This window comes from Romboutsia sp. CE17, assembly GCF_012317385.1.
Classification (GTDB): domain Bacteria; phylum Bacillota; class Clostridia; order Peptostreptococcales; family Peptostreptococcaceae; genus Romboutsia_E.
In genome coordinates this window covers 454,067-468,230 of record NZ_CP051144.1, presented here as the reverse complement: position 1 = coordinate 468,230, position 14,164 = coordinate 454,067, and the positions used below count along the sequence as shown (strand labels likewise).

At 27.6% G+C, this 14,164-nt stretch carries 12 protein-coding genes and 1 other annotated feature; of the genes, 1 reads left to right on the top strand and 11 read right to left on the bottom strand.

The annotated features are described in order from the left end of the window. Window positions 1-94: 94 nt before the first annotated feature. The 11 genes from HF520_RS02285 to sfsA all read right to left on the bottom strand — a co-directional run bounded on the left by HF520_RS02285 (window position 95) and on the right by sfsA (window position 13,166). Window positions 95-1,435 carry a hypothetical protein gene (locus HF520_RS02285; RefSeq protein WP_168572491.1) on the bottom strand — a complete coding sequence of 447 codons (1,341 nt, stop codon included), beginning with the start codon at window positions 1,433-1,435 and terminating at the stop codon, window positions 95-97. A gap of 166 nt (window positions 1,436-1,601) precedes the next feature. Further along, window positions 1,602-2,843, bottom strand: coding sequence for a DUF1015 domain-containing protein (locus HF520_RS02280; protein ID WP_168572490.1), 1,242 nt, complete (start codon window positions 2,841-2,843; stop codon window positions 1,602-1,604). Window positions 2,844-2,858: 15 nt separating this feature from the next. Then, window positions 2,859-3,824 carry a D-2-hydroxyacid dehydrogenase gene (locus tag HF520_RS02275; RefSeq protein ID WP_168572489.1) on the bottom strand — a complete coding sequence of 322 codons (966 nt, stop codon included), beginning with the start codon at window positions 3,822-3,824 and terminating at the stop codon, window positions 2,859-2,861. An 83-nt stretch (window positions 3,825-3,907) separates the two neighbouring features. Further along, window positions 3,908-4,978 carry a pyridoxal-phosphate-dependent aminotransferase family protein gene (locus HF520_RS02270; RefSeq protein ID WP_168572488.1) on the bottom strand — a complete coding sequence of 357 codons (1,071 nt, stop codon included), beginning with the start codon at window positions 4,976-4,978 and terminating at the stop codon, window positions 3,908-3,910. 307 nt (window positions 4,979-5,285) lie between these two features. Continuing rightward, window positions 5,286-6,359, bottom strand: a complete 1,074-nt coding sequence (gene leuB, locus HF520_RS02265; protein WP_168572487.1) for a 3-isopropylmalate dehydrogenase — start codon at window positions 6,357-6,359, stop codon at window positions 5,286-5,288. 1 nt (window position 6,360) lies between these two features. Continuing rightward, the gene (gene leuD / locus HF520_RS02260) at window positions 6,361-6,855 is read right to left on the bottom strand and encodes a 3-isopropylmalate dehydratase small subunit (protein ID WP_168572486.1); all 495 of its coding nucleotides are present in this window, start codon (window positions 6,853-6,855) and stop codon (window positions 6,361-6,363) included. Further along, window positions 6,849-8,147 (bottom strand): 3-isopropylmalate dehydratase large subunit, encoded by a 1,299-nt coding sequence (leuC, locus tag HF520_RS02255; RefSeq protein ID WP_168572485.1) that lies wholly within the window; start codon window positions 8,145-8,147, stop codon window positions 6,849-6,851. Before leuC ends, leuD begins: the two co-directional genes overlap by 7 nt. Beyond that, a complete protein-coding gene (gene leuA / locus HF520_RS02250; protein WP_168572484.1) occupies window positions 8,104-9,825 on the bottom strand; it encodes a 2-isopropylmalate synthase in 1,722 nt (573 codons plus the stop codon). The genes leuC and leuA overlap by 44 nt, the downstream gene beginning before the upstream one ends. 57 nt (window positions 9,826-9,882) lie before the next feature. Continuing rightward, window positions 9,883-10,098 (bottom strand) — a binding site (T-box leader). An 81-nt stretch (window positions 10,099-10,179) separates the two neighbouring features. Next, window positions 10,180-10,905, bottom strand: a complete 726-nt coding sequence (locus HF520_RS02245; protein ID WP_168572483.1) for a phosphatase — start codon at window positions 10,903-10,905, stop codon at window positions 10,180-10,182. A 62-nt stretch (window positions 10,906-10,967) separates the two neighbouring features. Beyond that, window positions 10,968-12,233: a 30S ribosomal protein S1 gene (locus HF520_RS02240; protein ID WP_168572482.1), complete on the bottom strand. Its 1,266-nt coding sequence runs from the start codon at window positions 12,231-12,233 to the stop codon at window positions 10,968-10,970. 237 nt (window positions 12,234-12,470) lie between these two features. Beyond that, entirely contained in the window at window positions 12,471-13,166 is a 696-nt protein-coding gene (sfsA, locus tag HF520_RS02235; RefSeq protein ID WP_168572481.1) for a DNA/RNA nuclease SfsA, read from the bottom strand. A gap of 195 nt (window positions 13,167-13,361) precedes the next feature. On the opposite strand from sfsA, the gene HF520_RS02230 reads away from it, so the two are divergent. Next, window positions 13,362-14,006 carry a Crp/Fnr family transcriptional regulator gene (locus HF520_RS02230; RefSeq protein WP_168572480.1) on the top strand — a complete coding sequence of 215 codons (645 nt, stop codon included), beginning with the start codon at window positions 13,362-13,364 and terminating at the stop codon, window positions 14,004-14,006. Window positions 14,007-14,164: the final 158 nt, after the last annotated feature.

Genomic DNA, 14,164 nt, shown 5'->3' with positions numbered 1-14,164 from the left:
TAATTGTGTAGAAAATATGTACATAAAAAAAATCGAGATTGGTATCTCGATTTTTTATGTACATATAAAATTTAATAATAACTTATCCAAATATTTATGCCGCTTTTCTAATATCACTTTTCTTCAATTTATATTTATTCCATTCGAATTCTGTAAACATAGCTAATGCTCCTATATTTAGAGATGTAGAAACAAATAATAATATATTTAATAAGTGAAATAATATTTCAAATTTAAATATAGCTAATATTCCAGCTAATAGCAATAATGATAAATATATTATATTCTTATTTTTTTCTTTATTTCTGCTAGATAAACTTAAAAGGTAATATGATCCTAATAATGTTGTCATACCAGATAATAATATAAATATAAGTAATATTACTAAACCAAACCAACCAGTTACATTAACTACAGTTTCAAAATATGATGCTAATCTTTTAGAAGTATCTTCAGTAAAAGAAATAATATTTGAATTTAATCCATAAGAAGCTATATATGATGTAACCAGCACAGAAATTACTACTAAAAAGGTTGTCATTGTTGCTGATATAGCCGCTGCAACTCTTGGATTTAAGCTGGTTTTTACTGCAGCTAGTGGCAATGTTCCAAGACCTGGTTCTGCAATTTGTATAACTCTTTGCATACCAAATATAAGTCCTAAAGGTATCCCAAATAGCATACTTACTGGATTAGTAAATCCCAATATCATTCTTTCTATAAATAATGGTATATAAGAGTAAGTTTTACTCAAAAATATTCCAAAAAATATAAAATAAGCTCCTGCCGCTACTAATATCATACTTATCATTGATTTTATAAAACTATCCTGTCTATTTCTAAGTATTATTAATGTTATTATTCCGATTATAGGTATTATTATAAATAAGTATCTCTGTAGTTGAGTAAGCTCAATTCCTGAAACTTTATTTAAAGTAGTTATTATAATAGCATCCATACCACTAAATTGAACTCCTCCTATAGCAAATACATATAAAAGTATCAATGTAGCTACATATATTTTAGCAGCTTTATTAGATACAAATTTTGATATATAGTCTCTTGGAGCCATATTAACAATTTTGGCTACTAATGTCTCACAATACGATATTGGTATAAGTACTAAAGATCCTAGCAGTGCCCATAATGCCACTGATTCTACATATAATTGACCACTTATATACAGATTACTTAATGCACTTAAAAATCCTATTATAATTCCAGTTCCCATCATTGCACCTAATGATACCGATGCCTGTGGTATTAAATGTATTATATTAAACTTACATTTTTCTGTAGTTAAAGATTTTATATTCAATAAAACTTGAGCACATATGTATATACCTATAAGCAGTAAAAACGGTATAAATATTGGCCATATTATATTTGATATAACCATGGTGATATAATTTAATTGAGATAAAATTTGATCCATAGTACCCCCTATTTCTAGTTATTAAGTTTAATATGCAAACTAGTATTAGTATACTATCATTTTCTTACTTAGCATAGAGTAAATTTATAAACCATAATATACTTTTCTTAATAAAAAACTCACTATTATTTAGCACATTAATTACTAAATAATAGTGAGTTTTTATCTATAATTCATGCAAAAATAATCCGCATCTTACCTTTGGTTCAAACCAAGTTGATTTAGCTGGCATCATTTTATTTTCATCTGCTACAGTCATTAATTCTTCCATACTTGTTGGATATAGTGAAAATGCAACTGCCATATCTTTATTCACTCTCTTCTTTAATTCATCATTTCCTCTTATACCACCTACAAAATCTATTCTATTATCACTTCTAGGGTTTTGTATTCCTAAAATAGGATTTATTATATATTCATGAAGTATATTAACATCTAAAGTTTTAATTATATCTTTTTGATTTAATATATTTTCATTAACTTTAAGCTTATAACACTTATCCTTTAAATACATACCAAAGCATCCTTTTTCTTCTGGCTTATATAAATTTTCTTTTATTTCTTCTATACTGAAGTTTTTCTTTATTTTTTCTATAAATTCTATTTCACTTAGATTATTTAAATCTTTTATAACTCTATTGTAATCAAGAATATTTAATTCATTATCTGGTACTATCATAGCTAAATAATAATTAAATTCTTCATTGCCAGTATAATTTAAGCATTTATTTTTCATTTTTTTATACACATTTTCTGCAGATGCTGCTCTATGATGACCATCTGCTATATAAAGATATGGTACACTTTTGAATGACTCTACTAATTTATTAATAATATCTATGTTCTCAATTCTCCAAACAGTGTGCTTTACCTTATCTTTACTATAAAAATCATATAATGGATTTTCTTTAGATGTATACTCATCAATAATTTTATTTATAATAGCTTTATTTTTATAAGTAAGAAGTATTGTCCCTGTATTAGCATTACAGTATTTTATATGATTAGTCCTATCTTTTTCTTTATCTGGTTTAGTATATTCATGCTTTTTTATTTTGCCATTAAGACTTTCTTCTACTGATACACAAGCTACTATACCAGTTTGAATTCTATCATCCATAATTTCTCTATAAATATATAAACAATCTTTTTCTTCTTTTAAAAAAATTTTATTACTTATAAATTTATCTAAATTTTCTTTTGCTTTTAAATATACTTTTTCATCATATGCATCTACTTCTTTTGGCAAATCTATTTCAGACCTATCAATGTGTAAAAATGATAGATTATTATTTTTTGCTATTTCTATGGCTTCATCTCTATCCATAACATCATATGGTAATTCAGCAACCATATCTACATACTTTTTATCAGGCCTTATTGCCTTAAACGGTTTTATTAATGCCATATATCCCCCTTTTTATTATAGAGCTAACTTTGTGCTACTGTTACCTTGTTCTTTTTCTATCTTTTTTATATATTCATAATGTTCATTTATTATATTAACAATTTCTGAACTTATTCTTTTTTGAGCCTCTATTGTTGATGCCCCAATATGTGGCGTAGGAGATACCATTGGATGATTTACTAACTCTAGATTAATTATAGGCTCATTCTCATACACATCTAAAGCTACTGCTTCTATTTTTCCTATATCTAAAGCCTTGATTAAATTTTCCTCACAAATCAAACCTCCCCTGGCATGATTTATTAAGTATACTCCATCCTTCATTTTATTAATCTCATTTTCAGTTATTAGATATCCTTTTTCTTTATCATATGGAATGTGTATCGTTAAAAAATCCGAATTACTTAATACTTCTTCAAATTCACAGAATTTATATTTATCTGAAACATCCATTTTGCCTAATATATCATAATATATTATATTCATGCCCATTGTATACGCTCTTTTTGCTACTTCTCTTCCAATTCTACCCATTCCTATTATTCCAAGTGTTTTTCCATAGATTTCTGTACCTATATATTTTTTCTTTTCCCATTTTCCTTCTCTCATTCTCACATTTGAAATATTGACAAATCTAGCTATTGTGATTATTTGACCTATAGTAAGTTCAGCAACAGATACTGTACTACCACATGGCGTATTCTTTACTTTTATACCTTTAGCTTCTGCATAATTGGCGTCTATATTATCTAAACCAACACCTGACCTTATTATTAATTTTAGTCTATTTCCCTCACAAGCCTGATCTATAATTTCTTTGGTTATTGTATTTTTAGATCTTATAACTAACACATCTATATCTTTAAGCTGTTTGCCTAAATTTTCATCATCATAATACTTATCTATAACATTAAAATTTAATTTTCTTAATTCATTTATTTCATCCCTATTTACACCATCTGTAATTAATATATTAAACATTTTTACCTCCAAAATTAACCTTTTACCATATATATTCTCTATTTAAAATTATTTTTTATATTCTAAAATTTGCCTATGTTTCTCTACAACTCTAAAATTTCATTTATATTATTCAGTAAATCAACTACATCTTCTACTGTATAATCACCCATGTGTGATATTCTAAATGTCTTTTCCTTAAGTTCTCCGTATCCATTTGCAATTTCAAATCCTCTGTCTATTAATTTTTCATTTAATTTAGATATACTTATTTTCTTGGTATTTTCTATTACGGTAAGTGTATTTGACAAATAATTTTTATTGGTAAAAATTTGGAAGTGATCTTCGGCCCAATTTCTAACTGTTTTAGCCATATTTTCATGTCTTAAAAATCTGTTATCTAAGCCTTCTTTTAAGATTTGGTCTAATTGGAAATTTAAAGCAAACATATGCGAAAGGGATGGTGTTGAGGGGTATTGATAATTTTTATCTACAATGTACTTATAAATTGATAATAAATCAAAATAAGTTCCTCTATAAGGTACTGTTTTAGCTCGTTGAACTGCCTTTTTAGAAAATGTACATATAGCCATTCCTGGCGGTAAACCTAATGCCTTTTGAACTGAGGTTATACATATATCTATTCCTATTTTATCAACTTCTATTTTCATTCCACCTGCTGAGCTTACTGCATCTACACAGTAAATTACATCATCATATTTTTTAATAACTTCTCCAATAGCTTCAATTGGATTTCTTATTCCTGTAGAAGTCTCATTATGAGTTATAGTTATTAAATCATATTTTCCGGTAGAAAGCACCTTATCAACCATTTCAGGACTTATAGCCTGCCCTAATTCTACTTTAAACAAATCAACTGGTACCATATTAGATACTCCTATTTTATACCATCTATCACCAAATGAACCACAGGAGAATACAGCAGCCCTTTTGGATGTACAGGATCGTATGGAGCCTTCCATTAGTCCAGTTCCGGATGATGTTGATAAAAGTATAGTATTTTTTGTATATAATACTTTTTGTAGCTTTAAGCTTATCTCTTCTTGTAATTTTGATGACTCTTCACTTCTATGACCTATTACTTGAGTAGCCATGCAATTTAAAACATCTTGGCTAACATCTATTGGTCCAGGTATAAATAACTTTTTACTCATAATAAGCCTCCTTTCTTTAAAATTAATTTTAAATTTATCATTTTGATATTTTAATATTTATAGTATGTTTATTTATGGGAAGTGTCAATGTTATAGTTTATTTATTATATAATAATTATATTTTATTTAAGTTTTGCATTTTAAAATAGAATTTATTGCTTTTGTCTTAATCATTTACTTTATAATGTTATTTCGAAATTTGTTTTTTAATACTTTTTATTAAAATATATTTATAAGATTTATAATTATAAATAAAAAGGTTAACTTATCCTATTATTTATAATTTAGATAAATTAACCTTTTTTATTTATTTTATATGATTAGAAATTAAATCTCCCATTTCCTTCGTGCTAACTTTTATGCCATAACCTTCATAAATATCCTCTGTCCTATATCCTTTAATCAGTACTTCTTGAACAGCTTTATCTATGCTATCAGATTCTCTATTTAAATTTAAACTATGTCTTAGCAACATAGATGCTGATAATATTGTTGCTATTGGATTAACAATTCCTTTCCCAGCTATATCTGGTGCACTTCCATGTATAGGTTCATACATTCCAAAATTATCATTTCTTAAAGATGCTGAAGGTAACATGCCTATAGATCCTGTTATCATAGATGCCTCATCAGAAATTATATCTCCAAATATATTATTAGTTAAAATTACATCAAATTGACTAGGGTCTTTTATTAATTGCATCGCAGCATTATCTACATACATATGACGTACTTCTACATCTTTATATTCTTTAGATAAATCATCAATTATACTTCTCCAAAGTCTAGAACTTTCAAGTACATTTGCTTTATCTACACTTATCAGCTTCTTACGTCTTCTTGAAGCTATATCAAGAGCCATTTTTCCTATCCTTCTTATTTCTTTTTCAGTATATTTTTCAACATCATATGCTTCACTTACTCCATCTATTATAGAAGTACCCCTCTCTCCGAAGTAAATTCCACCAGTTAGTTCTCTTACTACAACAAAATCTACTTTACTTTTTAATCTATCAATTTTTAAAGGAGATATTTCTTTTATACTTTCATATACATTTACAGGTCTTAAGTTGGCAAATAATCCTAATTCTTCTCTCAATCTTAATAATCCCTTTTCAGGTCTAATATCTCCATTTACATTATCCCATTTAGGACCACCAACAGCACCTAATAGTACAGCTTGACTATCTCTGCATATATCTAGACTTTCCTCAGGTAGAGGAGTTCCCATTTTATCTATTGCATCTCCTCCCCCTAGTGCATATCTGAATTCAAATTTATGATTATATACTTCTCCTATTTTTTTTAATACTTTTATTCCCTCATCTATTATTTCAGGTCCTACACCATCACCTTTTATGACTGCTATTTTAAAATCCATCTTAATTCTCGCCCCCAACTTTTATAGAATTCATCAAACCACCATTACTAATAATTTTTTGCATAAATTCAGGGAACGGCTCTCCTTGATAATTCTTATTAGTCGTTAAATTTTTTATAATACCAGTACTAAAATTTATCTCTAGTTTATCTCCCGATTTTATATCTTTAGATGCTTCATCGCACTCTATTATAGGTAAGCCTATATTTATAGCATTTCTATAAAATATTCTCGCAAATGTTGATGCTATAACACAAGATACTCCACTTTCTTTTATTGCTATTGGTGCATGTTCTCTTGATGAACCACACCCAAAATTTTTATTTGCAACTATTATATCTCCTTTTTTAACTTTCTTTGAAAAATCTTTATCTATATCTTCCATACAATGTGATGCTAATTCTTTTACATCTGATGTATTTAAATATCTTGCAGGTATAATTACATCTGTATCTACATTATCTCCATATTTAAAAACACTCCCAGTCACTAACATAATAATTCTTCCTCCCTTATAACTTCTTTTGGTGATGATATTTTGCCAGTTATAGCAGATGCTGCTGCTATAGCTGGGCTTGCTAAATATACTTCTGACTCAGTATGACCCATTCTACCTAAAAAATTTCTATTTGTCGTAGATATAGCCCTTTCTCCTGATGCAAGTATTCCCATATGACCACCTAAACACGGTCCACATGTCGGTGTAGATACTATTGCGCCTGCTTCTATGAATGTCTTTATATATCCTTTTTCAATGGCTTCTAAATAAACCTTTTGAGATCCAGGAAGTATTATTACTCTTACATCTTGCTTAACTTTTTTATCCCTCATTATCTCAGCAGCTATCTTTAAATCATTTATCCTACCATTTGTACATGAACCAATAACAACTTGATCTATTTTTATATCTTCATTTATATCATCAACGTATTTTGTATTCTCAGGCAAATGTGGAAATGCTACTATCGGCTTTAATAAACTTAAGTCTATCTCATATACTTCATCATATATTGCATCTTCATCAGCTTTATAAACTTTAAATTCTTTATTAAAAGCACTATATTTATGCTTATTCATATATTCTATGGTTTTTTCATCTACTTCAAATATTCCATTTTTTGCTCCAGCTTCTATAGCCATATTGCAAATCGTAAATCTATCGTCCATAGTTAAATGAGATACTCCATCACCAGTAAACTCCATAGATTTATATAAAGCTCCATCTACTCCAATTTTACCTATAATATATAAGATTATATCTTTACCACTAATCCATTTTGATGGCTTATTCTTTAAAATAAATTTTATAGCACCCGGAACCTTTACCCAACATTCCCCTGTAGCCATTCCAGCTGCCATATCTGTTGAACCTATCCCTGTTGAAAATGCACCTAATGCTCCATAAGTGCAAGTATGTGAATCAGCGCCTATAACTGTATCTCCTGCAACTACAAGGCCTTTTTCAGGAATTAAAACATGCTCTATTCCCATTTGTCCAACATCAAAAAAATTAACTATACCTTTTTCATTTACAAAATCTCTTGTTATCTTACATTGTTCTGCACTTTTTATATCCTTATTAGGAGTAAAGTGATCTAGTACCATTGCAATTTTATGTTTATCAAATACATTATCAATCCCTAGTTTGTTAAATTCATTTATTGCAACTGGTGAAGTTATATCATTTCCCAACACTAAGTCTAATTCTATTTGAATTAACTGCCCCTTTTTAACCTTATCTAAATTAGTATGTTTCGATAATATCTTTTGAGTCATAGTCATTCCCATATTCATTTTCCCCCTTGTTTTCTATTTCATAACTTTTATTTATAGCGTTTAATAAAGCATTTATAGCTGCCGTATTAATATTTTCAGATACACTAACGCCAAAATAATCATTTCCATTTACCTGTATTTGAACATATGCTACTCCACTTGAATGAGATCCTTCATCTAAAGCATGCTCCCAATAAGATACAAACTTATAATCATTATTTTTATATCTCCTAATAGCATTACTAAATGAATCTATCGGTCCATTACCTACACCTCTTATATGCTCATCTATTCCCTTATAAGAAATTATTGCACTAATAGAAACTTTCTCGTTATCATCACAAGAATCAACTCTATACTTTTTAATTTTATATGGTTGATTTAAATTCATATATTCCTCTTCAAATATATTGAATATTTCTTCACTAGTTAATTCTCTTCCTAATAAATCTGATTCTCTTTTTATTACATTCCCAAAATTTTTATGCATATTTTTTGGTATCATATATCCAAAATCATTTTCCATTATATATATAGATCCGCCTTTTCCAGATTGACTATTAATTCTTATAATTTCCTTATACTCTCTACCTAAATCATGAGGATCTATCGGTAAGTAAGGAACTTCCCAATTCTTAGCATTTGATTTATTTCTGGCTATCATACCTTTTCTAATTGCATCTTGATGTGATCCTGAAAATGCACAATAAACTAATTCTCCTGCATATGGATGCCTTTCATGAACTCTAAGTTTAGTACATTCTTCATATGTTTTTATAATAGAGTTTATCTGACTAAAGTCTAGTTTTGGGTCAATTCCTTGAGAATATAAATTCATAGCGACATTTACTATATCCATATTTCCAGTTCTTTCACCATTACCAAATAATGTCCCCTCTAATCTATCCGCACCTGCTAATAATCCTAGTTCACTTGAAGCTGTTGATGTTCCTCTATCATTATGAGTATGAAGACTTATTATTACACTATCTCTTTTCGTAAGATTTTCACAAAACCATTCTATTTGATCTGCATATATATTAGGAGTAGCCATTTCTACAGTTGATGGTAAATTTAATATAACTTTATTATTTGGTGTTGGATTCCATACATCTAATACTTTTTCACATATTTCTACTGCATAATCTAGCTCTGTACCAGTAAAACTTTCTGGAGAATATTCAAATATAAATTTAGTTTCTGGATATTTTTCAGCTTCATCTTTTACAAGCCTTGCTCCTTTTACAGCTATTTCAATTATTTCTTCTTTGGTTTTATCAAATACAATATTTCTTTGAAGTGTTGATGTTGAATTATAAATATGGACAATTGCTTTCTTGCATCCTTTTAATGCTTCAAAAGTTTTTAATATCAAATGTTCTCTTGCTTGAGTTAATACCTGAATAGTAACATCTTGCGGTATTAGATTTTCATCAATTAATTTTCTTAAAAACTTATACTCTGTATCTGATGCAGATGGAAATCCTACCTCTATTTCCTTAAATCCAATGCTTACCAACATATTAAACATCTTAATTTTCTCATCTACATTCATAGGATTTGGTAAGGCTTGATTACCATCTCTTAGATCTACACTACACCATATAGGTGATTTTATAATCTCATTATCTGGCCATTTTCTATTTTTCATAGTAATCTTTTTAAATCTAGAATATTTCTCATGGTTCATAATAGTCCCCCCATATATTTAAAATCTTTTTTACAATAAAAAACTCGCCTCTAAAAAATTAGAGACGAGTTTAGATCGCGGTACCACTCTATTTGGCTATAAAGCCCACTTTATAATAATGATAAATCATTATATATCCTATAACCTAGATTAATCGGTTTGCAAATTGCAACAGCTCATAGACAAGTTCGAAATTATCCACTGCCAAATCACACCACCCTTTGGCTCTCTGTAAGCTTCATTATTTCTACTACTCCTAATCAACACCTTTTATTTTAAATTGTTTATTAGTTATAGTATTATTTTACTTTTTAATTGTCAATTATATAGTTAAATTTATATATATTTCTTCTATTACTTCTTCATAAAATCTAAATCAAAAAAATCTATTACTTGATTCTCGTGATAGTTTATAACTAATTCTTTTGGAAAATTAATTAATTCTATTAAATTCTCACAATTATCAAATTTGCCTATATCATAGCAAATATGAGAATCCGTTCCCATTATTACTCTTACATTATGCTCCTTACAAAGTTTTAACATTTCTATTAAATTTTCCTTCGCTCCTTCTCTGAAAGAGTTTGGATTTAGTGAAGAGTTATTAATTTCTAATAATATATTTTTTTCTTTTGCTTTTAATACTATAGCCTCATAGTCAAGAGGATATCTACTATCATCTGGATGACCTATTATTTTAACTTTTTCTATATCCATTGCTTTAATTATTGCATTTGTATTTTCTTCCTTTGTACCTGCTTCTACACAGGGTGGGTGTAAACTTGCAATTACATAATCTACTCCAGAATATAAGTCTTCATCTATATCTAAATTTCCCTCTAAATCTATTATATTACCTTCTATACCTCTAAGTACTTTAACATCTTCCACCTCTCTTGGTATTACCTTTAAATTTTGAAAATAAAATTTATGTGGTCCACCAGGCATGTTAGGTGCGTGATCTGATATTCCTAAGTATTTTATATCTCTTTTTGATGCAAATTCTATATTTTCCTTTACCGTACTAAATGCATGTCCACTGACTATGGTATGCGTATGTAAGTCTAATATTGCTTTCATATTATCCTCCTTCATTGAATTATACAAATATAGGATACCTCAACTTGAGGTATCCTGTATTATTATTTTTGTATGTTCTTAAATTTATCTTTGAATAAATCTCCAAGAGTACCTAAAGATTCTTCTATTTCTAAGTATTCACTGTAATCTTCTTCTGGTTCTCTTTCAGCTTCTTTCTTAGATACTAGCATTCTTCTATTTTCTGGATTAAAGTTAAGAACTTTTACCTTAACCTCATCATCAACATTAACTACATTTGTTACTTTTAAAATTCTATCATCACTTAATTCAGATATTGGTAAGAAAGCTTCTACACCTTCTCTTATTTCAAGGAATGCTCCTCTATCTATTATTCTAACAACCTTACCAGTTATTATGTCATCAACATATACTTCTTCAGCTATTAATTGCCATGGATCATTATTTATGTCTTTTAATGCTAAAGCTATTCTTCTAGTTTCAGCATCTACATCTAGTACATAAACATCCACTTCTTGACCTTCATGTAACATTTCTTCAACAGATTCTACTCTCTTCCAAGATAAGTTATTTAAATGAACTAATCCTTCTAACCCTCCTAAGTCAACAAAAGCTCCATAAGACATTATTTTAGTAACCTTACCATGTCTTTTTTGTCCAACTTCTAAAGAGTTAAATAAATCTTCTTTTTCTTGCTTTATTCTAGCTCTTTCAGCTTCCTTTTCTGCTTTTATTCTGGCTCTTTCAGCTTCTTTTTCTGCTTTTATTCTAGCTCTTCTCTCTTCTCTCTCTATGTTTATTCTTTCTTGTAATACTTCTCTATGACTTACTACAAATCTATTTCTCTTAGGATCTAATTCTATTACATATACCTCTAAATTAGCTCCTACATATTCTTTAGTGTCTTTTACAAACTTAGTATCTATCTGAGATATTGGTATAAATACTTCTATTGACTTATATTTTGCAAATACGCCTCTTTCAATCGATTTCCCAACACTTACAGTTATAATTCTGTGCTCGTCATAAGCTTTAGTTATTTCAGCTAAGTCATTTTTTCTATCGGCTTGTAACTTAGATAATTTTATAGTTCCATCTTTTTCAGAAACTCTTTGTATTATTGCAGTTATTTCATCTCCCACTTTATATACATCTTCTATACTTTTGTTACCTTCTATATTTAATTCTTCTACTGGAATTATACCATCGAAACCATATTCTAAGTCTAATACAACTTCATCATGGTTTACTTTAGTTATTTTAGCAGTTATAGTTTTTCCTATTTTTACCTCACTAAAAGCTTGTTCTTGTTGCTCTAGTAAGTCTTTCATCGATAATTCGTTTGTCATATTTATGCATCCTTTCGTATATTAATCCTATAAATATATATTCTTAATAAATATTATACCATTAATATTTTATAAATACTTACATATTTATTTTAATATCTTGAATTATTATCCAAAATTTTATATCTTTAATTTCTAAAAAAATAAGAAGGGGCAAGAGCTCTCCTTCTTAATAATAAAATTATACTATATGTATACTTAAATAGTATCTAATACTATAATTATCTGCAACATATTTTATAATATAACGTCAATTTCTTTGTTTATACTTATAGAATTTGCTGTCACTAAGCTATCATAAGCTAATACTTGTACACCATTATTTCTCGCCTCTATTAATGAATCACCTAATTCTTTATGCATCTCATTATTTGGTGTAAAGTAAAGAACATTATTCATCTGAACTAAAAATATAATATAACAATTATATCCATCTTTCTTAGCTTCTATTAACTCTTTTATATGTTTTACTCCTCTTTCTGTTTTAGCATCTGGAAATTTAACTATATTTTGTTCTTCTAATGTAACTCCTTTTATTTCAATAAAGGCTTTTTTATTCTTAGATTCTAAGTATATATCAAATCTAGAATTTCCATAAGTTTTCTCTGGTTTTATTAGAGTTATTTCTTCATCTATTCCAGGTAAATTAATCTTTTTACTTTTTAAAGCTTCATATATTACTTTATTCGGAACTTGAGAGTCCATATTTATTAACCTATCACCTTTTTCTACTGCTATTAGTGAATATTTAGTTTTTCTATTTGGATTATCACTTTCTTCTAAATATACGGTACAGTTTTGTATTAAAAGTTCTTTACACCTTCCTGTATTTTTAACATGAACCTTTTCTCTTTTTCCATTGACTTCACAATATGAAACAAATCTATTAGGTCTTTCTATAAATGTCGCTTTTATAACCTTACTATACTCCATTATTCACTCCTTATTCTAGCAATTTAATTTATATATATTTTATACCCTTAGTTGAATATATATCACAAAAATTAATCACTATTTACATTTATATTTTAGTAAATTATAAAACTAAATACTTTCTTCATTTTAATTTCTAGGATAATATATATATTAGGTATAAAAAATGTAATCTTAATTTATATAGGTGATAAAATGCTAAGAAATAAAACTAAAAAAGAACTTTTAGACTTTTTTAAGGATGTAAAATTTAATATATATAAATACTCTAAAAATGATATTATTGCTCTAGAAAAGTCTCCTTGCAACAAAATTGGTTTAGTTTTGGATGGCAATGTTGATATAAAAAGAATATTAACTAGTAATAAAGTAGTGCACCTTTCGTCTTTTAGCAGAGGATGTTTATTCGGTGAGATTATAGCATTTTCTGATGAAAAGTTATATCCTGCAACTGTAATTTCTTCATCTGAAAGCGAAATAATGTTTATTGATAAAGATGATTTTATTCATTTTTGTACTAATCATCCTGATTTTTTAAAATTATTTTTAAATGATTTGACAAATAAAATAATAACATTAAACAAATCTATTACTGGTTTATCATTTAGTAGTATAAAACAAAAAATATGTAACTTCTTAATTCAAGAATCAAATACTCAAGGTAGTAATTTCATAAAATTAAACATGACAAAACAAAAACTATCTGAATATCTTGGAGTACCAAGACCTTCTCTATCTAGAGAACTTATAAATATGAAAGATTTAGGTCTAATAGACTATACAAGGGATATAATAAAAATTTTAGATAAAGAAGCTTTGGAAAGCATATTAATGGATTAATACTATAATATCAATATTTATAATCTAATATTATTATAAAGTAAAAAAATATCTACCACACTAATAGTACGGTAGATATTTTTGTTTTATAATTGAATATAAATAAAAATACACTTTTATTATATTATTTATATACTATAATGGTATTTATATTTAAA